This window comes from Chryseobacterium sp. UF-81 (genome assembly GCF_058245105.1).
Window position 1 is genome coordinate 99,077 of sequence record NZ_JBSIBX010000013.1, and the last position, 26,732, is coordinate 125,808.

The window sequence follows — 26,732 nt, forward strand, 5'->3', positions numbered from 1 at the left end:
AAGCATTTAAAGTTTTAAGACAAAAAACTAATAACCACATAAGCTCAAATTCCGCAAGAAGAAAGGCAGTCTCCCAAGGGCTGCCTTCTGTTTTTATGTTGTTACTTTAAAAGAAGAAAGGCAGCTTTATTAGCTGCCTTTTTGTATGGGATAAGTAAGGAGGATTATATCTTAAGCAATTCAATCGTTCTTTCAGGATTTTCTGCAGAGAAAACTGCATTTCCTGCTACAAGAACGTCTGCTCCAGCTTCGAAAAGCTTTGAGGCATTATCAAGATTAACTCCGCCGTCAATTTGGATAAGTGCTGTGGAGTTGTTGCTCAGGATAAGATCTTTGGTCTCCGCAATCTTTTTGTATGTATTTTCAATAAATTTCTGACCTCCAAATCCAGGGTTTACACTCATTAAAAGAACAAGATCTACATCAGCAATAATATCTTCAAGCATCAGTACAGGAGTAGAAGGGTTTAAAACAACCCCTGCTTTTGCTCCTCTGCTCTGGATGTGGTGAATGGTTCTGTGAAGGTGTGTGCACGCTTCATAATGTACAGAAACAAGGTCTGCACCATGGTTGATAAATTCATCCACATATTTTTCCGGTTCTACGATCATCAAATGGACATCCACAAATTTTTTGGCATGCTGCTGTACCGTTTTCATTACAGGAAAACCAAATGAAATGTTGGGAACAAATCTTCCGTCCATCACGTCGATGTGGAACCAGTCTGCCTGGGAATTGTTCAGCATTTCAATGTCTCTTTGCAGGTTCCCGAAGTCTGCGGATAAAAGGGATGGAGCAATAAGCTTCGTTTTCATTTTTACTTTTTATACTTTTACTTAGATTTCAATCTTTAAAATGGGTTAACAAACAAAAAATAATATAGGAAGATAATTCCAAATACAATTGTTTCTATGATTGTTAATTTGATATAGTTAATTTTAATAACTAATAACCTGTCAATTATAAATAATCCTAAAGGTATGATACCAAAAATCAATAACATTTCAAGAATCATATTATATGCTGAACCTGTTTTGGGAGGGTCAAATATTCTATATATAATTAAAAAAGCTATATAAATAAAAAAAAGAGCAGTTAAAATTGATATAAAAGTGGGCTTTCGGATTAAATGATAAAAGATATTCTTCATTTTAATGATACTTCAGCTTCATCTCAGGCTTAATCTTCAGAAGGGTTTCGTAGATCAGCTGGATTACATTGCCTACATCTTCTTTAGACACCATTTCTACCGTGGTATGCATATAGCGCAAAGGTAGGGAAATTAATGCACTTGGTACCCCGCCGTTAGAATGCGCAAAAGCGTCAGTATCTGTTCCTGTTGCTCTGCTTGCAGCAGCTCTTTGAAAAGGAATCTTTTTAGCTTTTGCTGTATCAATAATCAGTTCTCTGATGGTATGATGAATGCTTGGGGCAAAGAAAACCACAGGTCCGTCACCACATTTCTGATCGCCTTCTTTTTTCTTTTCGATCATAGGAGTGGTAGTGTCATGGGTAACATCTGTTACGATGGCAATATTAGGTTTGATGGTGTCAGCAATCATATCTGCCCCATAAAGTCCTACTTCTTCCTGTACAGAATTCGTAATATACAGTCCGAATGGAATTGTTTTTTTGTTCTCTTTTAAGAGTCGTGCCACTTCCGCGATCATAAAACCTCCGATCCTGTTATCCAATGCTCTGCAGACAAAATACCTGTCGTTCATTTCGAAAAATTCGTCCGGGTAAGTGATCATACAGCCAACATAAATTCCCATTTCCTCAACTTCTTTTTTGGAAATAGCCCCACAGTCGATGAAGATATTTTCAATTTTTGGGGTTGGTTCGTTCTGGTTGCTTCTTGTATGAATTGCAGGCCATCCGAAAACACCTTTTACAATTCCTTTTTCACCATGAATATGGACAACTTTCGAAGGAGCGATCGTCTGATCCGAGCCTCCGTTTCTGATTACATAGATCAATCCTTCATCCGTAATGTAATTAACATACCATGATATTTCGTCGGCATGGGCTTCAATCACTACTTTAAATTCGGCATCGGGATTGATTATGCCATAGCAAGTTCCGTAATGATCCACTTCTATTTTATCTACATATGGTCTGATATAATCCATCCAGATTTCCTGGCCTTTATGTTCATAACCTGTTGGTGAAGAGGTGTTTAAATATTTTTCTAAAAATTTCAAAGATTTCTTTTCAAATTTCATAAAAGGGAATGATTTTTGCGGGTAATTTTTGTTATTAGAAGTGTAAAAATAATGAATTTTAGCAAGATTGTCTGTCTTTTTATCCTCTTTTTTGGAGTCAGTGTTTTTGGTCAGAAGGATTCTATCATTGCGAAACCCCTCAACCAATATCCTGCTGAATCTTTAAAAACCGATGAGTTTGGTAATAAATACTACTATGACGAACGTCAGAAGGTAAAGATTTATGAGATAAACGGTGAGCCTGTGGTAGTGCTGGATGAGTTGGTTTTGGTTAACAAACCGAGGTTTAATAATCAGCTGGATAAGAATTACTATTATTTCCTTAATAAAAAACTGAACAGAGTTTATCCGTTATTTGTCACTGCACTTGAGCAGTATAGAGGTATCCAGAAGGATATGACAGATATGGACAACAAAGCCAAAAGGAAATTTATAAGAGAAAGGCAGAATATACTTGCAGATCAATATGAAAAACAGCTGAGAGATCTTACCACAACAGAAGGCCAGGTTTTTGCCAAGCTGATGAACAGAGCAACGGGAAAAAATGTCTATGAGATCATTAAAGAGATGAGAGGAGGATGGAGCGCTTTCTGGTGGAATGTAAAAGGAAAGATGGCAGACATAGATCTGAAAGATCAATACAATCCGCATGAAAACAGAACCGATGAGTTTATAGAATCCCTGCTTCAGTCCAACTGGAATTCCGGTTATTTACAGCCTTATCCGGGTGCTTCGGATTTTAAGGTCAGAAAATAAAACCAATAGCTTATTAAAGTATAATCAAGAACAGACTCTAAATATAAAATTCCTGTACATTATTTACAGGAATTTTTCTTTTAATTTATCGAATACAATTTGATCTATCGGAAGCGGAAAAGGATTGTCCGGTCTGTCAATATCTATCCATTCTATTTTCTCAATACACGGATCAAGAATCAGGAAATCTTCTTCCGTTGTTATGTTTACTATATAATAGATGGTAAGCAGCTGCTCATTTTCTCTGAAACGTGAAACCAGAAAATCTTCTTGGGTATAAAAATGTTCCACAACTTCAATTTTTACATTGAGCTCTTCATCAAACTCGCGGTGAAGACATTCTATAAGCCCTTCACCAAATTCCAGACCTCCTCCCGGAAATTTCATTAATTGTTCACCGGCATATTCTTCAAACAGGGTCAGTACTTTTTTGTCCTTTACTGCACACGCATACACTCTGATGTTGATCTTATCAATCATATATAATATTTTGTATAGCTAAAATAAGGAATTTAGTAGAAAGAGCCAATAAACCCATTTGCGAATTAACTCCTTATATGATCTGTTTTTCTATTTTCTAATCTTCTCTGTTTTCTTCACTTTCCATCTTCACAGCATTCATCATTTCTCTCTTTCCCGGAGGGCCCTGCTTTTTCTCTACCTTAAAATTCAGCTCCTGAAGAATCCTTCTTACACTTCCTTTAGAAGAGTAGGTTGTTAATAATCCGTTAACGGACATTTTGTCGGAAACCATTTCAAACAGTGGTTTTTCCCATAAATCCGGCTGTACTCTTGCTCCAAAGCAATCGTAATAGACCAGGTTGATTTTAGGTAAGTCTATGGCTTTCAGGTCGAAAAAGTCGCATTTGATCTTTTTCAGAGTAAAGCCTTTAATGATTTCAGATGGTTTTTCCCATTCTGACTGATGAATTTTTTGATAAATATTTTTGAATTCCGGGTTATCAAAATGCTCAAAATAGGCAAGGTCATTCATTTCAGCTTCATTTATCGGGTATTTTTCAAGGGAAAAATAATTGATGACATGATTTTTGTCAGTTTTTAAATATTCATTAATTGTCACCAAAACATTCAAACCTGTTCCAAATCCGAGTTCTAAAATATTAATTTCGTAATCATTTAATTGATTTAGTCCGTTTTTAATAAACACGTGTTCTGCTTCCTGAAGCGCTCCGTGATGAGAATGGTAGTTTTCGTTTAAGTCATTGATAAACAAAGTTTTACTACCGTCGTTTGTGGTCTTAATCTCTCTTTTCAAGCTATTTTTTTGTCAAATTTACTCTAAAATTTTTATATTTAGAAAATTATGTTAAATTTGTAGAACATCGTAAAAATTTTAAAAAATGATAATTCAAAAAACTGAAAACTCCAGACTTTCGGACTTTGATCCGGACAATTTTTCATTTGGAAATACTTTTATCGACCATATGGTTATATGTGAGTATGAAAATGGAAAATGGGGTGATGTGAAATTGGTTCCTTATGGTCCAATACCATTTACGCCAGCCATGATGGGTGTAAACTATGGACAAGCTTGTTTTGAAGGTATGAAAGCTTATAAAGACAAAGACGGACAGGTTTTCCTTTTCAGGCCCGAAAAGAATTTTGAACGTATCAATAAATCAGCAAAGCGTCTGGCAATGCCTGAAGTGACTGAAGAAATGTTTCTGGACGGATTAAAGGCATTGGTAGATATCGACAGAAACTGGATTCCTCAGGGCGAAGGCATGTCATTGTATATCAGGCCATTGATTTTTGCTACCGAAGAAGCTTTGAAAGCAAGAGTTGCCAATAAATATATGTTCGCGATCGTTGCGACACCAGCGAAAAGTTATTATTCAGAACCGGTTTCTGTAAAAATTTCAGATCATTATTCTAGAGCAGCCAACGGAGGAGTAGGTTCTGCTAAAGCAGCAGGGAATTATGCCGCTTCTTTCTATCCTACACAGCTTGCTATTGAAGAAGGGTATGAGCAGATCATCTGGACTGATGACGCCACTCACGAATATTTTGAAGAAAGTGGAACAATGAACGTATTCGTAAGAATTAACGATACAATCTATACGCCGCCTACTTCTGAAAAAATCCTTGACGGGGTAACAAGAGACAGCTTCATCCAACTTGCCAAGAAAAGAGGAATTGAGGTAAAAATAGAGCCTGTCGCTGTGAAAACGGTTGTAGAAGCTCAGAAAAACGGAACCCTGAAAGAAGTTTGGGGAGTGGGAACAGCTGTTGTAACTACTGTATTCCAGGCTTTAGGATATCAAGGTACAAAACTGGAACTTCCTAAACTGTCCGATGAGGAAAGCTTTGCAGCTCTTCTTAAAAAGGACCTTACAGATCTTCAGAACAACCTTAGCGAAGACCCTTTCGGGTGGAGAGTGATGGTTGAAAAAGACGTTCTGGAAACTGTTTAATTTCAATATTATTTGATTCATAATATGACCGGCAGAAATAAATTTCTGCCGGTTTTTTTATTTTCTCGCCAATTATTGGTAATTTTTCACAAAATTTAGAATACTATGCAATTCGTAAAGTTCAAATTATCTATGGGTCTGCTTTCTATGGTCAGTGTTTTAGCTGTTTCCTCATGCAGTAAAGATGATGACGGAGAAATGTTGGTAAACGATGCGGCCACAATAACTGTAGAAAATATAATTGATAGCAAGGCACTGACGCAGTCCGGAACTTTCCAGAATGCAGGATCATCGCCTGTCATCAATCCCGGAGAATTAGCTTCGTTTACATTTTATGCAGGGAAAGGACAGACGATAAGTTTTGCTGCCATGTATGGAAACAGTAACGATTTATTTTTTGCCCCGGCCAATCCGGGACTAAAACTCTACCAGGATAACGGCGATCCGGTAACGGGAAATGTTTCTTCACAGATTAAACTTTGGGATAACGGAACACGTAAAAATGAACCTACAGGTCCTGCTGTTACCCATCCCGGTGTAGCAGAAGGCACCCCGTTGAATGTTACAGAAATTGCATTGGCAACACCCGCTTCACAATTGCTGAAAGCGGAACTGACTCATGAGGGCGGAACCAAGTTCACTTTGAAATTAACCAATACTTCAGGCGGTACAGCCAATGAAACACCAATAAGTGCAGGAGTCTGGGCTGTTTCCCATATTTCCGGGACAACCCTTTTAAAAGAAGATCCTGTTTTTTCACCGGGTAAACCGTCAGCCAACGGATTGACGGATCTTGCTGAATTGGGGAAAACAACGCCTCTTGAACAGTATCTTACAGGAATTACAGGGCCTAATTCTCCATTTTCACCGGTATTGGTTGTGGTATATAGCGGTAATGACAATCCTATATTTAAGGCAGGGGAGAATGACCGTGGAGAAGGTTTGAAGGAGCTTTCTCAGCAAGGAAATGCAGATGTTTTGGCGGCTTTTCTTAAAACCAGGCCAGGAATTAAAGAAGTATTTGTCCTTAAAGATCCGGCTACAGGTGTTCTACGGCCTAGAATAAACGGGAATAACGGCGGTAAGGCATCACAGGTAATATCTGCAAGAAAAGGAGATCGTATTGCACTGGCAACGATGTACGGCCAATCCAATGACTGGTTTATTGCGGCTACGAATAACGGGGTAGACGGCTCAACGCGTGGCGATATCTCCTCGATCATGGGGCTTTTTGACAGTGGAACCTTACAAAGCTCCTTTCCTGGTGCGCACATAGGGTCGGGGCCGGCGCAGGCTGAAAGCCAGCCGGTACAGCAACTGCCCAACCCAAATCAGTTCAACACACTTCCTTCACTTCCACAGATGATTAAAGTGACTATTCAATAGTATTTGAACAATATAAAATAGATGATCACCCTATTACGGGTGATTTTTTGTTTCAAATAACCCATTTATTCAACTACAAAAGAGACAAAAGTTTTACCATCCTGAAAACAATAAGATCACATAAGCAGAAAACCAAAGATTTTCATAAGAACTTAAGTGTATTTTTTTTTGCAGCTGAATTTTAAACTTTAAATACACTTAAGTGTTTCAAAAACTTTTGCCCCTTTTTGTGGTTGAAATTTTTAAATATTTGATTTTTTTAATCTTTTAAATCTCCTGTAAAACCATTCACCGGAAATACTTAATGATGATCTGCTAAATTTTTTAAAACCTATTGAACAATATTTCTCCGAAATGCGTATTTTCGCAAAAGTTTATGAAAAAATTACTCTTCATATCAGCAGTAAGCCTGTTAAGCTGTAACCGGAATGCACCTGCGGCGCATCCTCCAGTAGGTGGAGTATTGAGCCGGAAAGACCTGGATGTTTCCAAGGAAAGGATGAGAAACCTCAATACCATAGAGCGCGGCCAGATCCAGGAGTGGATCAGCAGCCAGCCCGTGAAGTATTACCCTACACAGCTTAATTACTGGGTAACTGTTGATGGTTTTGATCAGAGAGAAAGAAGAGCGGATAATACACCCATCTCTTATTCTTATGATCTGTATGATTTTGATGAAACCAAAATCTATGACAAGCCTTTTGAAAGAAGAGATGCCAGATTCGGGCATTTTGATGAACTGAAAGCGGTAGAGAATGCTTTGCGTTTTATGCATGATGGAGAGGAAGTGACGCTTTTGGTACCTTCTTCACTGGCCTACGGAACCTTTGGAGACGAAAAGAATATAGACAACGATATACCATTAATCATAAAATTAAAAGCGCTATAAATAATGAAATTGTTTAACAAGAATATAATTCTGGCAGCGGCAAGTATCTCGCTGATGAGTTGTACCCCAATCTATAAAAAAATGAACGTAGACAAAGAAACTTACGAAGGTCTTCATGACGGACTTTATGCAAATCTTCAGACTTCTAAAGGAAACCTGATCGTGCAGTTCGAAGACAAAAAAGCACCGGTAACTGTAGCCAATTTTATTGGTCTTGCAGAAGGAAAAATAGACAACAAAGCTAAGGCGAAAGGAGTTCCTTATTATGACGGGACTATTTTCCACAGAGTGATCAAAGATTTCATGATCCAGGGAGGTGATCCTCAGGGAACAGGAATGGGAGATCCTGGATATAAATTCGAGGACGAGAAAAACGATCTTAAGCATACAGGAAAAGGAATCCTTTCTATGGCGAACTCCGGACCTAACACGAACGGTTCTCAGTTCTTCATCACTGAAGTGGCAACCCCTTGGTTGGACGGAAGACATACGATCTTCGGAAAAGTGGTTAAAGGTAATGACGTAATCGATGCAATTGCTAACGTAGAAAAAGGAGCTCAGGACAAACCTAAAACAGATATCGTTTTAGAAAAAGTTTCTGTTTTCAGTAAAGGTGACGAATACAAAAACTACGATGCAGCAAAAACTTTCACAGAAGGAAAAGCTAAAATCGCAGAAAACAATAAAGCTTATATCGCTAAAGAAGAAGCTGAGAGAAAGAAAAAAGAAGAGGAGTTCAAAGCTAACCAGGAAAAAATGGTTGAAGACCTTAAAGCCGGAATGCAGAAAACTGAATCCGGATTATATTACAAGATTACTAAAACAGCTCCGGCAGGAAAAGCTCCTAAAGCTGGTGACAATGTATCTGTACATTATGCAGGTAAATTAATCGACGGTACAGAATTCGATTCTTCATTCAAAAGAAATGAGCCAATTGAAATTCCAATCGGAATGGGAAGAGTGATCAAAGGATGGGATGAAGGTATCCTGTTGCTTAAAGAAGGCGAAACTGCTACATTACTGATCCCGCCGGCAATGGCTTACGGAGAAAGAGGAGCAGGAGGTGTTATCCCGCCAAATGCATGGTTAATCTTCGATGTTGAGCTTGTGAAAGTACAGTAATTGAGAATTAAGATATTTGAAAGCCGTCCGGAAGGACGGCTTTTTTTGTCGCTGGAAATTTAGAAATTATATAGAAATAGGATTCGGTCAAGGTAAAAGCTTATAATTTTTAGTTTAATGTAATTTCCCTATTTTCGTGTAAAGTAATTTTATGAAAAAAATCCTTTATACCTTTCTTATTCTCTCCACAACCACTTTTTCCGCACAGGGGAAGAAATTCTTCAAAAGCGGTGATGTACAGCTTCAGAATCCAGTAGAAAAGATCAACCTGAGATATGCCAGTGATCTGCCTTTTGTACAGGTAAACATTAACGGGAAGCCTTACAATTTTCTGTTTGACACCGGAGCGCCAACAGTGATCTCTACAGCAGTCTACACTGAGCTGGGACTGGAGAAAAAACATAAAAGTAATGTAAAGGATTCACAGAAAAACAAACAGGAACAGATCTTTACCATTCTACCCGAGATGACTGTAGATCAAGCTGTTTTCAAAAATGTGGGAGCTGTAGTGATGGATTTCAGCGTTTCTGAGTTAAGCTGCTTCAAAATTGATGGTATTCTTGGAGCCAATCAGATGGCAAAGCTTTTCTGGAAGATCAATTATTCGGAAAATTCACTCGAAGCCTCAAAAGATCTTGCCCGTTTTAATCCTGCAGACTATGATATTGTCATTCCTTTCAGTCCCAGACTGCAGAAAACTCCTGTTGTGGAAACTGATCTGCAGGGCAAAAAAATAGAGCTCACCTTCGACACCGGATTTTCCGGAAGGTTAAAGATCGCAGACAACGCATATAATGCCGAAAAAACATTAAAGAGTATCGAAGTCTATGGAACGAACTCTATTGGCGCTTATGGGGCCGGAAAACCTTCACCTGGATATATTTTCCGGACTGCAGCTCTGTCATTAGGTAATAAAAGCTTTTTTAACGAGATAGTTGCCACGGGAGGGGCCAACCTGATCGGGAATGATTTCTTTAAAAATTTTGTGTTCATCCTCGACTGGTCCGGAAACAAGATCTATATGAAACGGATCAAAAATAAGCCTGCCAAACTGGAGTCCTTTGGCTTCGGATACCGTTTTATAGAGGCAAAGCCAACAGTTGCCTTTGTATTCCAGGAAGAAAATTTTCCATTGAAAGTAGGAGATGCTATTATCAGTATCAACAATGTTAATCTGGATAATCTTAATAAAGAAAGTGCCTGTCATTATTTTCTTAATAGAGTAGAAAACGGGCAGAATTCGATTGATCTTAAAATCAGGAGAGACGGAAAGGAAATGCAGGTGAAGGTGGATAAAAAGGAGTTTCTGAAAGTCGGGGTTTAAGATTTATGTGAAGAGTTTTAGAGTTTTTACTATTTGAGAATTGAGCAGCATATAGACTCAAGTTCAGAAAGAGTTTAAAATCATAAAAATCTAAGATTTTTTAAGCTTATGCGAACTTCTATTCTCAAAGAATTAACTTTAACTTATTCCAAAGCTTTTGTGACTTTTGTGGTTAGAAAAGTCATTATTTACCGTAATTTAGTATTACAAATATCTTTTACTGGCCATCTTATAATCTTTGATTAACAGATGTATAGATCTTATTATTTAAAGTAGATTCAATATAAAAAAGCCGTTCAAAAATATTGAACGGCTTTCTAGTAAAGTAGAAATTAAAGTTATGCGTGTCTTGATTTCTTCTTTCCGTAAGAAGAATTCATTTTTCCGGCAAGGGAGCTGATAAATACAATTCCAAAGCCGAGGTATGCCGCAAATGCGGTAAGGTATACGATTAAGCTGTTAAAATCAGGTTTTGAAGCATATATAAAATATACCAGCACAGAAAAAACAGCAAAACTTAACAGGAGCATCAGGCTCCAGGCATTTATTTTTGCAGCATCTTCATTTCTCTTAAAAATCATTTCAAAAAAGTCTCTCATCATTAATCACTTTTTAAGGGTTATACATCTGTTTTCCGTTCTTCCATAGAACGGTCCGGAATCATTTTCCGATATCATTAAACAGCACATGGATCATAGTTAAACTTGGCTAAGGTTATGATCTTATGGCCATTTGATTGTCTTACATCAGGGTATGCTTTAGCTGCCCAGAAAGTTTTAATTAAAAAACAGTATTGAATTCCGGAAAGGAATTCATGAGCTTTATGACACCGTACACAATCATCATCGTAAATGGAATTGATAAGGGGATTATCTTTTCCGATGCATACGGTATCTAAAGAAAAAGAGCCATATTAAAAATATGAAACGCCCTTATCCGGCTCAGTGGAAACTGGAGCTCCCACGTAACCTTTTCCCATCGTCTGTGTTTTAAATAATTTTTTTTCAATGATTTAGCTTGCGAATTTCATGCCAAAGTGAATTTTCCTATTTGTTTTTATCGCTAAGTAGGTTTAAGTTTGTAGGTGATTAACAGAGAAATATAGAAATTGAAAGACGAAAGAATTGAATTCAATTTTTTAAAAATTACAAAAGTCACAAAAATTGTGGAGTACTTTAGAATTTTCAGGTTCATGCTTAAGAGAGAAGAAGATCACAGAAGCTTAAAAAACCAAAGATTTGGCAAGTTAATATATGTAACTGAAGGACATGCGGGAGACATGCAAAAATTGGTTTCCCCTATGTAAGAAGTCAACAAGCTGATTGGAAAAGAAAACAAAAATTGAAATTCATTTTACCTTCCCGCTAATCAACTTGTTGACGGAATTTTGCGTTAAAAACTGCCTTAGAAAGAATATCTTACCAGTTCTTATCAATCATATAGATGATCTGAGCCATTGTCGCAGCACCCAAAAGAAGTTCCCTTCTGTTCACTTTGTCAAATGTATCTTCCTCCGTGTGATGGATGTCAAAATACCTTTGAGAATCCGGTACCAGCTCTGCCGTAGGAACTCCCATATCATGAAGAGGATAGATATCCGTTCCTGAATATTTTCCTTCAAAATTGTACACTCCGTATGGAATGAATAAGCTGGTCCAGCTCTTGATCTGGTTTCTCTTTTCATCATTCATTTCCAGGGCGATTCCTCTGGGCGCAAAGCCTCCTGCATCGGATTCTAAGGCAAAAAGGTGTTTCTCATTCTTTTCTTTAACGGTCTTTCCATATTGAATACCGCCTTTTACCCCGTTTTCTTCATTAGCGAAGCAGACTACTCTGATGGTATGGTTATTTTTAATTCCTAATTTCTTAAATGTCCTCAATACTTCGATACTCTGTACAATTCCGGCACCGTCATCGTGAGCACCTTCACCAACATCCCATGAATCCAGATGACCACCGACCACAACTACGCTATGGTCTTTTTTGCCGGTAATTTCACCAATGACAGAATGAGACAGTTTTTCGTCTTTCATCCCACAGTTAGAATTGAGTTTTGCAGTCACTTTCCGGGTTTTTAAAAGAGCCTCAAGCTCGTCTGCCGTTGTAGTTCCAATGGCTATAGCCGGAATTTTTGAAATTTTATCCTCATAACGCATTGCTCCGGTATGTGGAACGTCGTCAAAAGCTGAAGAGAGGGATCTGACGATAGCAAACTTTCCTCCTTTTTTAGCAACCAGTGAAGCAGCGGTTACCCGGTATTTGGCAGCATCACTATAACCTCTGAATGTTTCTACAAAAGACTGACTGAAAGGGTAGTTAAAGAACACTATCTTATCCTTTACCTGATCTGCAGAAAGCCTGTCATATTCCTCAATAGATTTCACGACAATGATCTCGCCGGACACATCCTTTCCACCTGTGCCTTCGGAATTGCCGAGCGAAAGCATCTTCATATTTTTCCATTTTCCGTCTGCTGTTCTGATCTGCAGGGATTCCTTGCCCCTGGTCCAGACCGGGACCATTACTTCCTGTAACCATACTTTATCTGCTCCGGCATCACGAAGTTTCTGTTCAGCCCATTTTACAGCCTTTTCATAAGCTTCCGATCCACTGAGGCGGTGTCCTATATTTTGGGTTAAATCCTTTAATTCTGTGTAGCTTTTCCCGTTGTTCAGTATTTCTGTGGAAATTTTGCTGAACTGTATAGAATCTTCTTTAGACTGGCCAAAGGCAGCCATTCCCAGAAATAATAATGAAGTTCCGATTATCTTTTTCATAATTTACCAGTTTTTATCAATCATATAAATAAGTTGTGTCATTACTGCAGCACCGAGAAGGAGTTCTCTGCTGTTGACTTTTTCAAAAGTATCTTCTTCTGTGTGGTGAATATCAAAATAACGCTGAGGATCGGGAACCAGTTCTGCTGTGGGAACACCCATTTCGTGCAGCGGGGCAATATCTGATCCGGAATACTTTCCTTCAAAGTTATAAACTCCGTAGGGCAGGAAGAGACTCAGCCAGCTTTGGATTTGTTTTCTGTTATTATCATCCATTTCCAGGGATATTCCTCTTGGTGAAAAGCCGCCTGCATCCGATTCTATAGCGAAGAGATGCTTCTCATTGCTTTCTTTTGCTGTTTTTCCATATTGTTTTCCGCCTTTTGTCCCGTTTTCTTCATTGGCAAAACATACAGCCCGGATGGTATGATTATTTTTAATTCCCAGCTTTTTAAATGTTCTTAATACTTCAATGCTCTGAACAATTCCGGAACCGTCGTCATGGGCCCCTTCGCCTACATCCCATGAATCCAGGTGGCCACCTACCACAATTACGTTCTGGTCTTTTTTACCGGTAATTTCGCCAACGACTGAATGAGAAAGTTTTTCTCCTTTCATGCCGCAGTTAGAATTGAGTTTTGCGATGATTTTTTTATCTTTTAATACTATTTCCAGTTCGTCTGCAGTAGTGTTTCCGATAGTCACGGCTGGTACCTTGGAAATGTTTTCATCATACCGCATACTGCCGGTATGGGGAACATCATCAAATGCTGAAGACAAAGACCGGACGACTGCAAATTTTCCTCCCTTCCGGGCCGTTAAACTGGCTGCGGATCTTCTGTATATTCCGGCTTCCCGGTACGAAAGAAAGGTTTGCACATGTGACTGATTGAAAGGGTAGTTAAAGAACACGATCTTATCCTTTACCTGAGCTGCCGGAAGCCTATCGTACTCCTCTAAAGATTTTACCATAATCATTTCGCCGGAGACATCTTTCCCGCCTGTTCCTTCGGAATTTCCCAGAGAAAGCATTTTCAGTTTTTTCCATTGGCCGTCTGCTGTTCTGATCTGCAGAGATTCCCTGCCCCTGACCCAGACCGGAATCATTACTTCCTGCAGCCATACTTTATCAGCGCCGGCTTCACGGAGTTTTTGTTCTGCCCATTTCACCGATTTTTCATAAGCTTCAGTACCACTTAAACGGTTGCCTATATTTTTGGTAAGATCCTTTAATTCATGATAACTTTTTCCGTTATTCAGTATTTCCGTAGAAATCTTGCTGAACTGTATAGAATCTTCCTTAGACTGTCCGGAAACAGCCATGCTTACCATTAAGAGTGAAAGAATAGTGGCTTTTTTCATTTTACCAGTTTTTATCAATCATGAAAATAAGCTGTGTCATTGCCGTAGCGCCTAGCAGCAGCTCTCTTTTGTTCACCTTATCGAATGTGTCCTGCTCAGAGTGGTGGTAATCGAAATATCTTTGTGTATCTACAACCAATTCGGCTAAAGGAATATCCAGCTTTTTCAGTGGAGAAATATCCTGAATGGCTTCAGTCTGGTCAAAATCATAAATACCGTAAGGAAGGAAATAGTTTTTCCATTCAAAGACCTGTCTTCGTCTTTGTGGCGGCATATCTAAGGAAAATCCTCTTGGTGAATATCCTCCTGCATCTGTCCCTAAAGCAAAAACATGCTTTTCTTCTTTCTTTTTCACATAGGCTGCATACATTTCACGCCCTTGCCCTCCGTTTTCGCTGTTCGCATAAAAAACAACTCTTATCGTATGGTTATTTTCGATCCCAAGAGCTTTGAATGTTCTTAAAACTTCAATGCATTGGGCAACACCGGTTCCATCATCAATAGCACCTTCACCGAAATCCCAGGAGTCTAATTGAGCTCCTAAAACAATCACTTTGGAATCTTTTTTACCCTGAATTTCAGCAATAATATTCGGATTGGTAGTGTCGCCTTTTGATTGCGCAGTCATATTGAGTTTGGCAGTAACCTTTTGGCTTTTTAATAGTTTTTCTAATTCATCAGCAGATCTTACTCCGATGGATAATGCGGGAATTCTCACTTTGTCACCAGGTTCGTAATACACCATTTTTGCATGTGGTGTATCGTCCATAGCTGTGGTTAAAGATCTTATAATTAAAGCTTTTGCCCCTGTTTTAGAAATTACGGAAGCGGAAATTAATTTAGATTTGGCGGTAATTAAATAAGAATCATTTGTATTAATGATTTTCGGATCCATCGGAAGATTTACGAAAACAATCTTATCTTTCAATTGCCCGACCGACATGGCATTAAGCTCAGAAGTTGAATTGATTAAAACAATTTCGCCTGTAAGATCTTTCCCGCCTGTCCCTTCAGAATTCCCGAAAGACAGCATTCTGATATTTTTCCAATCTCCATTTGCCGCTTTTATCTGCAAAGATTCTCTTCCTCTTATCCAGACCGGAGCTTTGGCTTCCATTCTCCAGATCATTTCAATACCGATAGATTTGAGTTTTTTTTCAGCCCATTCCACCGCTTTTATATAGCCGGGAGTTGCACTGAAACGCGGTCCGATACCTTTGGTAAGCTCTCCAAGATTCTCATAGGCTGTACCGTTGGCCATGATCTCATCTGAGATTTTCCTGAATTCATCATGGTAATTGAACTTGGCCACGGTTGTCTTTTTTACCGGTTTTTTCTGTGGCTTTTTTTGAGAAAATAAAAATCCACTCAAAAAGAGTGGAAGTATAATGAAGATTTTTTTCATTTTTTATTTACCTTTCTTTTTCCGATGATAAAAGTAGGAAAAAAATAGGAATTTATTAAGGTTTCATGTCATACATCAACAGTGCTGTAACCAACTTCGGTTCGATGAAAGTACATTTTGGAGGCATGCTGAGTCTCAGGTCTGAAATTTTAATCATATCATTGAAACTCACGGGATAGATTCCGAACCCTACTTTTCCTTCACCATTATCAATCTTCTCCTTTAAAATATTAATTCCCTGGATATTTGAGGTTCCTTTGACGTAGGAAATCTTCTCGGAACTGTCTGAATTTTCTATTTTAAGGATATTTTTGAAAATATATTTGTCTAAAAGATGGTGATCAAGGTTATCAAGGGACATTTCCGTTGAACGGAGGTCATGCTTCACGTGAAGTGAATAAAATTTACCATCCAGATACATCGAGATATGGAATTTCTGCGAAGGAAAATAGGATATTTCGCCTTTTTCGTGGATCAGGAAATACTGATCCAGCTCTTTTAAAAACTCTTCAGTGGAAAGTCCATTAAGATCGGATAAAATCCTGTTGTAATCATGGATCTTGATGGATTGGTTGGATACAATGAAACTGTACACAAAGTTGTAGGCCTCAGTACCGTTATGTCTTTTATTCTTTTCCTTGTGGTGCTTTGCATTCAATGCTGTAGAGCCGATCCTGTGGTGGCCATCTGCAATATAAAACGAGTCGATCTGGTCGATTACCTCTTTGAACTGCTGAAGTTTCAGACGGTTGTCTATTCTCCAGATCTTATGTCTGATCCCGATAGAATCCACATGGTTGAAAATAGGAACATTCTTCTCTTCATGATTCATCAGAAGCTCGATCTTGGAATTGGAAGGATAGGTAAGTAGCACTGGTTCAGCCTGAAGACTTACTTTGTCCAGATAATGGGCCAGCTTTTCTTTTTTCTGTGGAATGGTACTTTCGTGCCTTTTTATCTTTCCGTTCCAGAAATCTTCAATACTCGCTAATCCCAGCAAGCCTCTGAAAACCTGTTTATTGGGGTAGATCTGCTCATAAAGGTAATATGATGAACTGTCCTGGAGCAGTTTCTTTTCTTCCAGAAGTTCTTCAAATGTTGAACGGATCTTTCTTAAATTCCGGTCAATATCTTTGGATTTACTTACAACATAAGGTTTAATCATATTGATGTAAGTATTTTCAACTTGAGCTTTCTCTGCAATCTCCTCTTGGGTGAAATTGTCCAGCGGATGGGTAGGGAAAGTGCTCTCAAAGTCTTTATGAGGTCTTATTCCACGGAAAGGTTTAAAAACAGGCATATTTTATCTTATGGTTTCTTTTTGTAGCTTAATAATTTGTTCTGCAAGTTCTGCACCGATTTTCTCCTGTGCATCTATGGTGTTTCCGCCTACGTGAGGAGAAAGAGATAATGCAGGATTCATCAGTAAAGGGAGTTCCGGAGTCGGTTCGTTTTCGAACACGTCCAGCGCAGCTCCCGCTACTTTTTCAGATTCGATGAAATCTATAAGGGCAACCTCATTGATCACGCCGCCTCTTGCAGTATTTACTATGTAGACTCCGTCTTTCATTTTTTCAAACTGAGGCGTGTCTATAATATATTCATTCGTTTTTGGCGTATTGATGCTGATAAAGTCTGTATCTTTCAGGAAAGCATCCATATCATTGGTGGAAGTGATCTCAAAGTTCAGGCTCTGTCCGTCGAAAAAGTCCAGGGTAAGAACTTTTGTTTTCGGATTTTTAGTCAGCACCTTAATTTTCATTCCTAATGCTATTCCCATTTTCACAACTTCCTGTCCGATACTTCCAAAGCCGATCACTCCAAGTGTTTTTCCTGAAAGTTCATACGCTTTGCTGAATGACTTTTTCATGGCATCGAAGTGGGTTTCCCCTTCCAAAGGCATCAGCCTGTTCGACTCGTGAAGGAATCTTGCCAGGGCAAAAAAGTGTCCGAAAACGAGCTCAGCTACTGATTTTGATGATGCTGTAGGTGTGTTGATCACTTTGATCCCTTTGCTTTTAGCATAATCCACATCAATATTGTCCATTCCGATACCGCCGCGTCCGATGATTTTCAGACCTGGGCAGGCATCAATCAGGTCCTGTCTTACTTTCGTTGCGCTCCTTACCAAAAGAATATCCACGTTATTTTCATTAATGAAATTGATCACGTGATTCTGTGCCACTCTGTTCGGCAGGACTTCAAATCCTGCTTCTGTAAGGGCCAGTTCTCCTGTTTTCGAGATTCCGTCGTTTGCTAAAACTTTCATGTGTTATTTTAGATTTAAAGATTGAAAAATTTAGATATTTAAACATTTTAAATCGGGTCGCAAATTAATAAATTTTAATTAACTGCTCTAAACTTTTCAATCTTTGAATTTTTTAGTGTTTAATTACTTGATTGATCTCATAACATCTACCAGAACCTGAACGCTTTCAATAGGTAAAGCGTTGTATAAACTTGCTCTGTAACCACCCAGGCTTCTATGTCCATTCAATCCGCTGATTCCTGCAGCTTTCCACGCAGCGTCGAATGCTTCTTTTTTGCTCTCGTCTGTAATGTTGAAAGAAACATTCATTAAAGAACGGTCTTCTTTTACACAGAATGTTTCAAACAGAGGATTGCTGTCGATCTCATCATATAAAAGTTTTGCCTTGGCCTCATTTCTTGCTTCTGCTGCTGCAATTCCACCGTTCTTTTCAAGATGCTGTAAAGTAAGAAGAGAAGCATATACAGGGAAAACCGGAGGTGTATTGTACATGGATTCTTTTGAAATATGCTGGGAGTAATCCAGAATAGAAAGCATATTCTCTCTTCCTGTTTTTCCAAGAATTTCTTTTTTGATCACAATCAGGGTAACTCCTGCAGGGCCCATATTTTTCTGAGCTCCGGCATAAATCAGGTCAAATTTAGAAAAATCAATCTGTCTTGAGAAAATATCAGAACTCATATCACAAACCATCAAAGTGTCTACCTCAGGGAAAGATTTCATCTGAGTGCCGTAGATTGTATTATTTGATGTACAGTGGAAATAATCGTATTCTGAACCTACCGTATAATTTTTAGGAATGAAAGAATAGTTTTTTTCTTTAGAAGAGCCTACAACATCCACAGTTCCTAATTTTTTTGCTTCTTTAATAGCTCCTGCCGCCCATGTTCCTGTATCCAGATAAGCTGCTTTACCGCCTACTTTTAAAAGATTGTAAGGAACCATCGCAAACTGCAGGCTTGCACCGCCCCCTAAATAAAGTACTTCATAATCATCACCAAGGTTCATCAGTCTTTTCACAATGGCACGTGCTTCGTCCATTACAGAAACAAAATCCTTGCTTCTGTGAGAAATTTCAAGAAGAGACAGTCCGATTCCATTAAAGTCTAAAATAGCTTCTGCTGATTTTTCAAATACTTCCTGAGGTAAAATGCATGGTCCTGCGCTGAAATTGTGTTTTTTGCTCATATTTTACTTTTTTGGTTGTGCAAGAGTTTTATGGACTTGCGGTTTATTATTGATATTTTACTAGATTTCTTTAAATTTTTGGTTAAAAAAACCGTCTCATTATGCTGAGACGGAGCCTTTATTATTCACCGTGTAAGAACGCTTTTTTATTAAGCAGGGTTTCTTCAGATTCTACGTGGTCTTCATCAGGAACACAACAATCTACCGGGCAGACAGCTGCACACTGAGGTTCTTCATGGAATCCTTTACATTCCGTACATTTATCTGTTACAATGAAATATACATCATCACTTACCGGTTCCTGCGGCGCATCTGCATCTACAGTAAGTCCTGACGGCATAGTCACAGTACCCGTAAGAGCAGTACCTTCAGAAGCTTTCCAATCTACGGCCCCTTCATATATTGCATTATTTGGGCATTCCGGTTCGCAGGCTCCGCAATTAATGCATTCATCAGTTATTTTAATAGCCATCGCTAATTTTTTTTAAATTTGCACAAAATTACAAAATATTCCCCAATTTAAAAGTAATTATGAATATCGAAAATAAAGTTTTAGGACTTATTAAGTTAAGCGCATACATAAAAGAGTTTTTAGCAAAGAATCCTGAGGATTATAATGATCATGATACAGAGTTTGAGTTATTGCTGAAAAGATCCGAAATAGAGAATCCTTGGTTTACCCTTGAGAATCAGAAATTTGCTCTTACAGAGTGGACTCATTTGCTTACTCAGGAAAATATAAACAATTGGCTCAGAAACTATTCCGTTTCCAAAAGTTCAAAAAGGGTAGGATTGATTCTGGCCGGGAATATTCCTCTGGTCGGGCTGCATGATGTGATATCTGTTGTTTTAAGCGGTCATATTCCACTGATCAAGCTGTCTTCAAAAGATAAGCAGATGGTCCCGTTTCTGCTGAAAAAATGGAATGAGTTGTCAGATGGAGCCATACAGTTTGAATTTGTTGAAAGACTGGAAAATTTTGATGCCGTGATCGCGACAGGAAGCAATAACACGGCAAGGTACCTTGAATATTATTTCAAGGACCATTTAAATATTATCAGGAAAAACAGGACCTCTGTGGCGGTTTTGAAAGGTGATGAAACCCCTGAAGAACTTCAGCTTCTGGCCGAAGATATTTTCAGGTATTTCGGACTGGGATGCAGAAATGTAACCAGGGTTTTTATTCCTGAACACTTTATTATCGACAGGCTGTTTGAAAGTTTTATAGGCTTCCAGGATATTATCAATCATAATAAATATGCGAATAACTATGATTATAACAGAGCAGTTTATCTCCTGAACCAGGATAAATTCTGGGACAATAATTTTGTCATGCTGAAAGAGGATGATAAGCTTTTCAGTCCGCTTTCCGTGATTCATTTCAGCAGGTATTCATCCTTGGATAATGTTAAAAATTTCATTGCGGAAAATGAAGAAAACATTCAGTGTATTGTTGCTAAAGAAGAGCTGGGATTGGATTCAATTCCTTTCGGTGAGGCGCAGCATCCTGCCCTGGATACCTATGCGGATAATGTGGATACGATGAAATTTTTGGAAGTGGTCTGATTTTCGTATCTTAACTCACTTATTTCACCAATACCAAAAAGATTATGAAAAAAATATTTTTAGGACTTACAGTTCTTGCCGCACAGCTGATGTTTGCTCAGAAAGTAACGGATGTGAAGGTTGAAAAGGTTCAGAAAGAGATTCCTGTGCAGTTGAGCAAAGAGAAGATTAATCTCTATAATGACAACTTTCTTAAGTTTGTTGAAGCACTTAAATCTCCGGACCGTTCAGGCATTGATGCCCTTCTTTCCGATAAGGTAAAAGAGATCGTTACGGATGGTGTTCTGAAAAAAGTTAAAGAAGGCTTTGATGTCAATAAAAAGCTGGAAATTTTGAAAACAGGATACCACAGATTAATGGATGGTTCCAGTTTGCCAAGCATCAGTTACAAATATGCAGGAGGTTCTTCAAAAGAGGTAATTATGGCTGTATTTGAAGAAGATGGAAAGATTATTGGGGTAATGCCGGCGAAAAAAGATAAATAATTTAAAACAATAAAAAATACTAACTATGATGACAGATGTTTTAGTTGCTCAATCCTCCGATTTAGAAAAGGCAGCTTTTTACAGAAAAACTTACCTGCATGTCGCTTTATCAATCCTGGCTTTTATCGGGGTTGAAACTATTTTACTGAAAACGGTTCCTGTGGAGATCATTGCCATGATGTTCGGACAGAAATATACATGGTTGCTGATTATCGGTGTTTTCTGGCTGGCTTCAATGCTGGCTTCTAAATGGTCGCTTTCGCAGAGCAGGACCACACAGTATTTCGGATTAGGATTTTACATCATTCTGGAAGCTGTGATTTTTATGCCTATGATTTATATTGCAGCAGGAATGCAGGGTGGAGGAAATATCATTTTCCAGGCTGCCATGCTTACCATTGCCATGTTTGCAGGACTTTCTGCAGTGGCGTTTACTTCTAAAAGAGATTTTTCATTCCTGAGAAACATCATCATTATCGGAGGTTTTCTTTCGATAGGGCTGATTGTGGCCGGAGCAATTTTCGGGTTTAACCTGGGACTTTGGTTTTCTGTAGGGATGGTGCTTCTGGCTTCTGCAAGTATTCTTTATGAAACAAGTAAGCTTAAAGATGTGTATACAACAGGGCAGTATGTAGGGGCTTCATTGCAGCTTTTTGCATCCATTATGCTTTTGTTCTGGTATATTCTGAGAATCCTGATGAGCAGAAGAAGTTAATTTAAATAAGAATGTAAAGTGATGAATGAAGAATTGTTAATTCAGATTAAATCTCTTATCAATAATAATCCTGGTGATGGTTTCACCGGGATTTTTTTAAGCTTTATAAACACAAATACCACAACTATTTTTCACAAATATCACTAATGACGAGTGCCTGTTTTGGTGTTATTAGTGCAAGGCATTAATGCAATTAGTCTTTTAATAAACAGGAAATAGTCTTTCCTAAAACCCTTTTTTATCAGGCATAATTAAATCTTTAAATTCTTCAATCTTTCAATCTCGACCATTTCGTCCATTTAAACCCAAAAAATCCTGATGACATTCACCGGGATTTTTTGAACATTCTTTCATCAGGATCAGCAACGGCAACAGCATCAGCAATGGCATATTACAGAGGCTTTGTGGCACGTTTTTGAAATTGAAATTAAAGAATTGAGAAAATATAGTATCGAGGAAAGCCTCAGTAATACTGTGTTTTTATAATTTTACTATTAAATCGTTAAATGATTCAATAAAAAATTACTTGTCAATAGATCCTAAGACCTTCTGTGCAAAAGAATTTAAAGCGTCTTTTTCACTCATTCCGTTCTGAACGCTTGCGTGTACTTCCAGAGCACCGCAGATATTGGTGATCAGCTCTCCTGCTACATTCAGATCTTCTTCGCTGGTTCCTCTGAACTCGCAGAAGCTTTCCAGTACCTCTAATGTTTTTTCAAGATTCTCAGGAGTCTGGTTCTGATAAAACTGACGGATTACGGGTAACTTCATTATTGTATTTCTTTAAAAAGATTAATTAAACTTTCAGCCTGGTTGCTCTGCACCTGGTTTACCAATTCACCGTTTTTAAAAACTGCGAAAGTAGGAAGGTTGTCCACTGTTGCTAATTTTCTGCTTTCAGGAAGCTTTTCGGCATCTACATACAAAAATGGAATTTCTTCGTTTTCTGATGCTAATTTTTTGAATTTAGGCTTCATAATTCTGCAGTTTCCACACCACGTGGCACCATACTGAACGACTACTTTTTCATTGTCGTTTACGATATTCTGTAAAGTATCTTCTGTTAATTCTGTGTACATAATGATAATTTGAAAATTTATTAATTTGAAAGTGTGTTAATTGGCAAAGACAGAAATTGTTTCCTTGCCATTTTGTGTGAAAAAATAAATAGAAAATGAGATAATTTTTATATAAATCCTGAGATCAATTTTTCAAATTATCTCATTTTCAAATTAACACATTATTTTAGTTCTTTGCTAAATATTCTGCTGTAGAAGTTCTGTCTGCTTTCATAGCATCTTTTCCTTCTTCCCAGTTCGCAGGACATACTTCACCGTGTTTTTGAACGTGTGTGTAAGCATCAATCAGTCTTAAATATTCTTTCACGTTTCTTCCAAGAGGCATATCGTTTACAGACTCGTGGAAAATTTTTCCGGTTTCGTCGATTAGATAAGTCGCTCTGTATGTTACGTTAGAACCTGTGAAAGTTTCCTCTCCATCTTCATTGTATTCGAAATCCTGATCTACAATTCCTAAGATGTTTGCCAGCTGTCTGTGAGTATCAGCCAAAAGTGGGTAAGTTACTCCTTCGATACCTCCGTTATCTTTTGGAGTGTTCAGCCATGCAAAGTGTACCTCGTTGGTATCACAAGAAGCACCGATTACTTTAGTGTTTCTTTTTTCGAATTCACCTAAAGCATCCTGGAAAGCGTGAAGCTCTGTAGGACATACGAAAGTGAAATCTTTCGGATACCAGAATAGAATTACTTTTTGCTGGTTAGAAGTAGCTTCTTCAAGGATGTTGATTCTAAGATCGTCACCCATTTCAGACATAGCATCAATTGTTACATTTGGGAATTTTTTTCCTACTAAAGACATAATTTTCTGTTTTTATATTAAATTTTCTTGTGCAAATATATAAATATTTCATCTATCAAACAAATCAATATCGATAAATAAAATCTATAATTGTTTTTAAAGGTTCCAAAGAAAAAAAGCCCTGAAACCAGAGCTTTTTGTTTACTTTATTTTGATTTTCGTTCAATTTAATTATGAATTGTATGGGGCCAAAACATCTTTAATTCTCTTCATTGCTTCTCTCAGTTCTTCTTCAGAAGCTGCATAAGAAAAACGAATGCATTCGGGACTTCCGAAAGAAACACCGCCTACGCATCCAACATGGGCATTTTCCAGTAAGAACATTGCAAAGTCATCAGAATCTTTAATTTCTGTACCATTCAGGTTTTTTCCAATATAATGGGAAATGTCCGGAAAGAAGTAAAATGCAGCTTTTGGAAGCACAACTTTAAATCCTGGAATTTCTTTCATCAGATCATAGACAAGATCTCTTCTTTTCTGAAAAGCATCGATCATGTATTTGTATTCGGAAGGATCTGTTTTTAAAGCGGTAATGGAAGCTCTCTGTGCCACCGTATTGGCTCCGCTGGTCATTTGTCCCTGAACTTTCTCACATGCTTTTGCCAGCCACTCCGGGCAGGCAGAATACCCGATTCTCCATCCCGTCATGGCAAATGCTTTAGACATCCCGTTGATCACCGCAGTCTGCTCATATACTTCCGGGAATTGAGCGATGGATGTTGTCTTTGTTTCGTAATTGATATATTCGTAAATCTCATCCGAAATAACCGTCACATGGGGATATTTGGCAATGACCTTAGCCATTGATTTTAGTTCATCATAGGTATAATATCCGCCGGAAGGGTTACACGGAGAACTGAAAAGAATAGCTTTCGTCTTGTCTGTAATAGCTTCTTCCAGCTGTTCAGCAGTGATCTTGAAATCTGTAACATAAGAAGCCGGAAGCATTACCGAAGTTCCTCCCATCATTTTTACCATTTCATCATAGCTTACCCAATAAGGCGCCGGAAGAAGAACTTCATCACCATCATTGACCACGGAGGCCAATACATTTAAAATAGCCTGTTTAGCCCCGTTGGAAACGCAGATCTGGCTTGGCTTATAATCAAGGTTGTTGTCTCTTTTTAATTTATGGGCAACCGCTTCACGAAGTTCAAGAAACCCGGGAACAGGAGAGTAGTGACTGTAATTCTGGTTAATCGCATCAAAAGCAGCCTGTTTGATATTGTCCGGAACATCGAAATCCGGTTCACCAAGAGTAAGACTGATCACGTCAATGCCGGCCGCCTTCATTTCTCTTGCTTTGTTAGACATTACGAAAGTCTGTGAGTAACCTAATCTTTTTACTCTGTCTGAAAGTTGATCCATATGGGTGTTTTTGATTTTAACAAATATATAATAAAAACGTTGTGCCGGGAAATAAAAATAGGACTGGAAAAAGAGATTTTTGTCAGGTTTTTTAAATTTTAATCATTAAAGTATAATCTTTTATATTTTTTCGCCAAAATATTCAGTTTCTAAAAACGTAGCAATGAAAAGCCGTACTCAATATTATGTTTTTGTATATTTAGCTATCTAAATATTCAGTGGATATGAAATTTTCTCTCCTTTTACTGTTGGTTCCCTTTGTAAGTTTTTCCCAAACAAAAACAAAAGATGATGAAATAAAGAAATATGTTTCTGAAGTAAGTTCGGATTCCCTAAAATCTTATATCGGTAAGCTTGTAAGCTTTAATACCAGACATACTTTAAGTTCAGTTGACGACAAGAATCAGGGAATAGGAGCAGCAAGGAGCTGGGTACTCAGAAAATTTAAAGATTATGCAAAAAATGCTGGCGGAAGAATGGATGTTTACCTGCAGCAGGAAGACATTCAGCCGGATGGGAAGCGGATAGATAAAGTGACCAATCTGGGAAATCCAATCGCTTTTCTGAAAGGTACAGACCCCAATGATAAAAGAATTTTTCTTATTTCTGCGCATCTGGATTCGCGGGTTACTGATGTAATGAACAGAACTTCATTTGCGCCTGGTGCGAATGATGACGGGAGTGGAGTAAGCGCTGTTATAGAAGCCGCAAGAATTCTGAGCAGATCTTCTTTTCCCGCATCTGTTATTTTCGTTACTTTTTCCGGAGAAGAGCAGTCTTTAGTTGGGTCTAAGCTTCTGGCAGATAAAGCTAAAAAAGAAAACCTGCAGATAGAAGCAGTCCTGAACAATGACATGATCGGAAATCCTAAATCTGGAGAAACAGGAGAGACCAATAACCGCACACTGAGAGTTTTCAGTGAAGGGCTTCCTTATGCAGAGCTGGATAAAAAAGCGATGGGTATAAGAAATCTGGGGCTCGAAAATGACAGTGAATCCCGGCAGCTGGCCCGGTATATTAAAGAAATTGCAGAAGAATATGTGAAAGGGCTTGAAGTAAAGCTGATTTACAGAAATGACAGGTTCCTGCGCGGAGGAGATCATTCCAGTTTTGTCGGTCAGGGATTTCCTTCCGTAAGGCTCACTGAATATTTTGAAAATTATGATCATCAGCATCAGGATGTAAGAATTGAGAACAATAAGCAGTACGGAGACCTTCCCGAATTTATAGATTATAATTATCTGAAAAGGAATGTGGCCGCTAATATTGCTGTTCTGGCCAGTCTTGCCAAAGCTGCCTCAAAGCCAGAAAAGGTAGAAGTAATGGTTAAAGAGCTTACCAATTCCACCTCATTGCAGTGGGAAAAACCAAAGTCTGGAACACCGGCGGGATATTATATTCTTGTAAGAGAAACAGATAGTCCGGTTTGGCAAAAAAAGTTCTTTACTAAAGAACTTTTCATTAAAATTCCACTTTCAAAGGATAATTATATTTTTGCTGTTCAGGCTGTTAATCAGACCGGAAATTTAAGCATCCCGGTTATTCCGGGTATTGCCAGATAACAATACCTTAATGAATGAAG

General features: G+C 38.2%; 27 protein-coding genes. 11 read left to right on the forward strand and 16 right to left on the reverse strand.

Translation table 11 applies throughout. The annotated features are described in order from the left end of the window. Nucleotides 1–164: 164 nt before the first annotated feature. On the reverse strand, nt 165–815 hold the full coding sequence (gene rpe / locus AC4IFE_RS16990; RefSeq protein ID WP_490758331.1) for a ribulose-phosphate 3-epimerase: 651 nt from the start codon (nt 813–815) through the stop codon (nt 165–167). Between the two features lie 336 nt (nt 816–1,151). Continuing rightward, on the reverse strand, nt 1,152–2,225 hold the full coding sequence (gene chrP / locus AC4IFE_RS16995) for a chryseobasin maturation metalloprotease ChrP (protein ID WP_490758332.1): 1,074 nt from the start codon (nt 2,223–2,225) through the stop codon (nt 1,152–1,154). Between the two features lie 51 nt (nt 2,226–2,276). On the opposite strand from chrP, the gene AC4IFE_RS17000 reads away from it, so the two are divergent. Continuing rightward, nucleotides 2,277–2,981 (forward strand): DUF4294 domain-containing protein, encoded by a 705-nt coding sequence (locus tag AC4IFE_RS17000; RefSeq protein WP_490758333.1) that lies wholly within the window; start codon nt 2,277–2,279, stop codon nt 2,979–2,981. Nucleotides 2,982–3,044: 63 nt separating this feature from the next. Here the strand turns inward: AC4IFE_RS17000 and AC4IFE_RS17005 are convergent, their stop codons facing one another. Then, nucleotides 3,045–3,461 (reverse strand): NUDIX domain-containing protein, encoded by a 417-nt coding sequence (locus AC4IFE_RS17005; RefSeq protein ID WP_490758334.1) that lies wholly within the window; start codon nt 3,459–3,461, stop codon nt 3,045–3,047. Between the two features lie 97 nt (nt 3,462–3,558). Beyond that, on the reverse strand, nt 3,559–4,257 hold the full coding sequence (gene mnmC2, locus AC4IFE_RS17010) for a tRNA (5-methylaminomethyl-2-thiouridine)(34)-methyltransferase MnmC2 (protein ID WP_490758335.1): 699 nt from the start codon (nt 4,255–4,257) through the stop codon (nt 3,559–3,561). Between the two features lie 85 nt (nt 4,258–4,342). On the opposite strand from mnmC2, the gene AC4IFE_RS17015 reads away from it, so the two are divergent. The 5 genes from AC4IFE_RS17015 (at nt 4,343) to AC4IFE_RS17035 (ending at nt 10,137) form a co-directional block, all read left to right on the forward strand. Continuing rightward, entirely contained in the window at nt 4,343–5,416 is a 1,074-nt protein-coding gene (locus tag AC4IFE_RS17015; protein ID WP_490758336.1) for a branched-chain amino acid aminotransferase, read from the forward strand. Between the two features lie 105 nt (nt 5,417–5,521). After that, nucleotides 5,522–6,802 (forward strand): spondin domain-containing protein, encoded by a 1,281-nt coding sequence (locus tag AC4IFE_RS17020; protein WP_490758337.1) that lies wholly within the window; start codon nt 5,522–5,524, stop codon nt 6,800–6,802. A 376-nt stretch (nt 6,803–7,178) separates the two neighbouring features. Then, the gene (locus AC4IFE_RS17025; protein ID WP_490758338.1) at nt 7,179–7,691 is read left to right on the forward strand and encodes an FKBP-type peptidyl-prolyl cis-trans isomerase; all 513 of its coding nucleotides are present in this window, start codon (nt 7,179–7,181) and stop codon (nt 7,689–7,691) included. 81 nt (nt 7,692–7,772) lie between these two features. Next, on the forward strand, nt 7,773–8,813 hold the full coding sequence (locus tag AC4IFE_RS17030; RefSeq protein ID WP_490758385.1) for a peptidylprolyl isomerase: 1,041 nt from the start codon (nt 7,773–7,775) through the stop codon (nt 8,811–8,813). A 151-nt stretch (nt 8,814–8,964) separates the two neighbouring features. Continuing rightward, nucleotides 8,965–10,137 carry an aspartyl protease family protein gene (locus AC4IFE_RS17035; RefSeq protein ID WP_490758339.1) on the forward strand — a complete coding sequence of 391 codons (1,173 nt, stop codon included), beginning with the start codon at nt 8,965–8,967 and terminating at the stop codon, nt 10,135–10,137. Nucleotides 10,138–10,475: 338 nt separating this feature from the next. Here AC4IFE_RS17035 and AC4IFE_RS17040 read toward each other — a convergent pair whose 3' ends face one another. Then, nucleotides 10,476–10,739: a hypothetical protein gene (locus AC4IFE_RS17040; RefSeq protein ID WP_490758340.1), complete on the reverse strand. Its 264-nt coding sequence runs from the start codon at nt 10,737–10,739 to the stop codon at nt 10,476–10,478. Between the two features lie 506 nt (nt 10,740–11,245). Here AC4IFE_RS17040 and AC4IFE_RS17045 point away from each other — a divergent pair. Further along, on the forward strand, nt 11,246–11,443 hold the full coding sequence (locus AC4IFE_RS17045; protein WP_490758341.1) for a hypothetical protein: 198 nt from the start codon (nt 11,246–11,248) through the stop codon (nt 11,441–11,443). Nucleotides 11,444–11,555: 112 nt separating this feature from the next. On the opposite strand, the gene AC4IFE_RS17050 is transcribed toward AC4IFE_RS17045, so the two are convergent. From AC4IFE_RS17050 to AC4IFE_RS17080, 7 genes are all read right to left on the reverse strand, one after another. Next, entirely contained in the window at nt 11,556–12,914 is a 1,359-nt protein-coding gene (locus tag AC4IFE_RS17050; protein ID WP_490758342.1) for a M20/M25/M40 family metallo-hydrolase, read from the reverse strand. Nucleotides 12,915–12,917: 3 nt separating this feature from the next. After that, nucleotides 12,918–14,276, reverse strand: coding sequence for a M28 family peptidase (locus AC4IFE_RS17055; RefSeq protein ID WP_490758343.1), 1,359 nt, complete (start codon nt 14,274–14,276; stop codon nt 12,918–12,920). Between the two features lies 1 nt (nt 14,277). Further along, nucleotides 14,278–15,681, reverse strand: coding sequence for a M20/M25/M40 family metallo-hydrolase (locus tag AC4IFE_RS17060; protein WP_490758344.1), 1,404 nt, complete (start codon nt 15,679–15,681; stop codon nt 14,278–14,280). Nucleotides 15,682–15,736: 55 nt separating this feature from the next. Further along, nucleotides 15,737–16,981 (reverse strand): DUF1015 domain-containing protein, encoded by a 1,245-nt coding sequence (locus AC4IFE_RS17065; RefSeq protein WP_490758345.1) that lies wholly within the window; start codon nt 16,979–16,981, stop codon nt 15,737–15,739. Nucleotides 16,982–16,984: 3 nt separating this feature from the next. Continuing rightward, a complete protein-coding gene (locus tag AC4IFE_RS17070; protein ID WP_490758346.1) occupies nt 16,985–17,950 on the reverse strand; it encodes a D-2-hydroxyacid dehydrogenase in 966 nt (321 codons plus the stop codon). A gap of 123 nt (nt 17,951–18,073) precedes the next feature. Beyond that, entirely contained in the window at nt 18,074–19,138 is a 1,065-nt protein-coding gene (gene serC / locus AC4IFE_RS17075) for a 3-phosphoserine/phosphohydroxythreonine transaminase (RefSeq protein ID WP_490758347.1), read from the reverse strand. Between the two features lie 121 nt (nt 19,139–19,259). After that, nucleotides 19,260–19,610, reverse strand: coding sequence for a 4Fe-4S binding protein (locus tag AC4IFE_RS17080; RefSeq protein WP_490758348.1), 351 nt, complete (start codon nt 19,608–19,610; stop codon nt 19,260–19,262). Between the two features lie 59 nt (nt 19,611–19,669). Between AC4IFE_RS17080 and AC4IFE_RS17085 the strand changes: the two genes are divergently transcribed. The 3 genes from AC4IFE_RS17085 to AC4IFE_RS17095 are packed head-to-tail and all read left to right on the forward strand — an operon-like array spanning nt 19,670 to nt 21,904. Continuing rightward, on the forward strand, nt 19,670–20,704 hold the full coding sequence (locus AC4IFE_RS17085) for an acyl-CoA reductase (protein WP_490758349.1): 1,035 nt from the start codon (nt 19,670–19,672) through the stop codon (nt 20,702–20,704). A 44-nt stretch (nt 20,705–20,748) separates the two neighbouring features. Then, nucleotides 20,749–21,189 carry a peptidylprolyl isomerase gene (locus AC4IFE_RS17090; protein ID WP_490758350.1) on the forward strand — a complete coding sequence of 147 codons (441 nt, stop codon included), beginning with the start codon at nt 20,749–20,751 and terminating at the stop codon, nt 21,187–21,189. A 25-nt stretch (nt 21,190–21,214) separates the two neighbouring features. Beyond that, complete coding sequence (locus tag AC4IFE_RS17095) at nt 21,215–21,904, forward strand: Bax inhibitor-1/YccA family protein (protein WP_490758351.1); 690 nt, start codon at nt 21,215–21,217, stop codon at nt 21,902–21,904. Nucleotides 21,905–22,426: 522 nt separating this feature from the next. Here the strand turns inward: AC4IFE_RS17095 and AC4IFE_RS17100 are convergent. The 4 genes from AC4IFE_RS17100 to AC4IFE_RS17115 form a co-directional block, all read right to left on the reverse strand. Beyond that, the gene (locus AC4IFE_RS17100) at nt 22,427–22,675 is read right to left on the reverse strand and encodes a DUF6952 family protein (protein WP_034727575.1); all 249 of its coding nucleotides are present in this window, start codon (nt 22,673–22,675) and stop codon (nt 22,427–22,429) included. Further along, nucleotides 22,675–22,983, reverse strand: a complete 309-nt coding sequence (locus AC4IFE_RS17105; protein WP_034707328.1) for a thioredoxin family protein — start codon at nt 22,981–22,983, stop codon at nt 22,675–22,677. The genes AC4IFE_RS17100 and AC4IFE_RS17105 overlap by 1 nt, the downstream gene beginning before the upstream one ends. A 166-nt stretch (nt 22,984–23,149) precedes the next feature. Beyond that, nucleotides 23,150–23,782, reverse strand: coding sequence for a peroxiredoxin (locus tag AC4IFE_RS17110; protein ID WP_111952978.1), 633 nt, complete (start codon nt 23,780–23,782; stop codon nt 23,150–23,152). A gap of 171 nt (nt 23,783–23,953) precedes the next feature. Continuing rightward, entirely contained in the window at nt 23,954–25,150 is a 1,197-nt protein-coding gene (locus AC4IFE_RS17115) for a pyridoxal phosphate-dependent aminotransferase (protein ID WP_490758352.1), read from the reverse strand. A gap of 224 nt (nt 25,151–25,374) precedes the next feature. Between AC4IFE_RS17115 and AC4IFE_RS17120 the strand changes: the two genes are divergently transcribed. Next, nucleotides 25,375–26,712 (forward strand): M28 family metallopeptidase, encoded by a 1,338-nt coding sequence (locus tag AC4IFE_RS17120; RefSeq protein WP_490758353.1) that lies wholly within the window; start codon nt 25,375–25,377, stop codon nt 26,710–26,712. Nucleotides 26,713–26,732: the final 20 nt, after the last annotated feature.

Coding starts and splice junctions, on each gene's coding strand:
- AC4IFE_RS17015 (WP_490758336.1), top strand. CDS start 4,343: ATGATAATTCAAAAAACTGAAAACTCCAGACTTTCGGACTTTGATCCG.
- AC4IFE_RS17120 (WP_490758353.1), top strand. CDS start 25,375: ATGAAATTTTCTCTCCTTTTACTGTTGGTTCCCTTTGTAAGTTTTTCC.
- AC4IFE_RS17105 (WP_034707328.1), bottom strand. CDS start 22,983: ATGTACACAGAATTAACAGAAGATACTTTACAGAATATCGTAAACGAC.
- AC4IFE_RS17085 (WP_490758349.1), top strand. CDS start 19,670: ATGAATATCGAAAATAAAGTTTTAGGACTTATTAAGTTAAGCGCATAC.
- AC4IFE_RS17030 (WP_490758385.1), top strand. CDS start 7,773: ATGAACGTAGACAAAGAAACTTACGAAGGTCTTCATGACGGACTTTAT.
- chrP (WP_490758332.1), bottom strand. CDS start 2,225: ATGAAATTTGAAAAGAAATCTTTGAAATTTTTAGAAAAATATTTAAAC.
- AC4IFE_RS17000 (WP_490758333.1), top strand. CDS start 2,277: ATGAATTTTAGCAAGATTGTCTGTCTTTTTATCCTCTTTTTTGGAGTC.
- AC4IFE_RS17035 (WP_490758339.1), top strand. CDS start 8,965: ATGAAAAAAATCCTTTATACCTTTCTTATTCTCTCCACAACCACTTTT.
- AC4IFE_RS17060 (WP_490758344.1), bottom strand. CDS start 15,681: ATGAAAAAAATCTTCATTATACTTCCACTCTTTTTGAGTGGATTTTTA.
- rpe (WP_490758331.1), bottom strand. CDS start 815: ATGAAAACGAAGCTTATTGCTCCATCCCTTTTATCCGCAGACTTCGGG.
- AC4IFE_RS17090 (WP_490758350.1), top strand. CDS start 20,749: ATGAAAAAAATATTTTTAGGACTTACAGTTCTTGCCGCACAGCTGATG.
- AC4IFE_RS17110 (WP_111952978.1), bottom strand. CDS start 23,782: ATGTCTTTAGTAGGAAAAAAATTCCCAAATGTAACAATTGATGCTATG.
- AC4IFE_RS17070 (WP_490758346.1), bottom strand. CDS start 17,950: ATGAAAGTTTTAGCAAACGACGGAATCTCGAAAACAGGAGAACTGGCC.
- AC4IFE_RS17055 (WP_490758343.1), bottom strand. CDS start 14,276: ATGAAAAAAGCCACTATTCTTTCACTCTTAATGGTAAGCATGGCTGTT.
- AC4IFE_RS17020 (WP_490758337.1), top strand. CDS start 5,522: ATGCAATTCGTAAAGTTCAAATTATCTATGGGTCTGCTTTCTATGGTC.
- AC4IFE_RS17050 (WP_490758342.1), bottom strand. CDS start 12,914: ATGAAAAAGATAATCGGAACTTCATTATTATTTCTGGGAATGGCTGCC.
- AC4IFE_RS17080 (WP_490758348.1), bottom strand. CDS start 19,610: ATGGCTATTAAAATAACTGATGAATGCATTAATTGCGGAGCCTGCGAA.
- AC4IFE_RS17065 (WP_490758345.1), bottom strand. CDS start 16,981: ATGCCTGTTTTTAAACCTTTCCGTGGAATAAGACCTCATAAAGACTTT.
- AC4IFE_RS17100 (WP_034727575.1), bottom strand. CDS start 22,675: ATGAAGTTACCCGTAATCCGTCAGTTTTATCAGAACCAGACTCCTGAG.
- AC4IFE_RS17005 (WP_490758334.1), bottom strand. CDS start 3,461: ATGATTGATAAGATCAACATCAGAGTGTATGCGTGTGCAGTAAAGGAC.
- AC4IFE_RS17040 (WP_490758340.1), bottom strand. CDS start 10,739: ATGATGAGAGACTTTTTTGAAATGATTTTTAAGAGAAATGAAGATGCT.
- serC (WP_490758347.1), bottom strand. CDS start 19,138: ATGAGCAAAAAACACAATTTCAGCGCAGGACCATGCATTTTACCTCAG.
- AC4IFE_RS17025 (WP_490758338.1), top strand. CDS start 7,179: ATGAAAAAATTACTCTTCATATCAGCAGTAAGCCTGTTAAGCTGTAAC.
- AC4IFE_RS17115 (WP_490758352.1), bottom strand. CDS start 25,150: ATGGATCAACTTTCAGACAGAGTAAAAAGATTAGGTTACTCACAGACT.
- AC4IFE_RS17095 (WP_490758351.1), top strand. CDS start 21,215: ATGATGACAGATGTTTTAGTTGCTCAATCCTCCGATTTAGAAAAGGCA.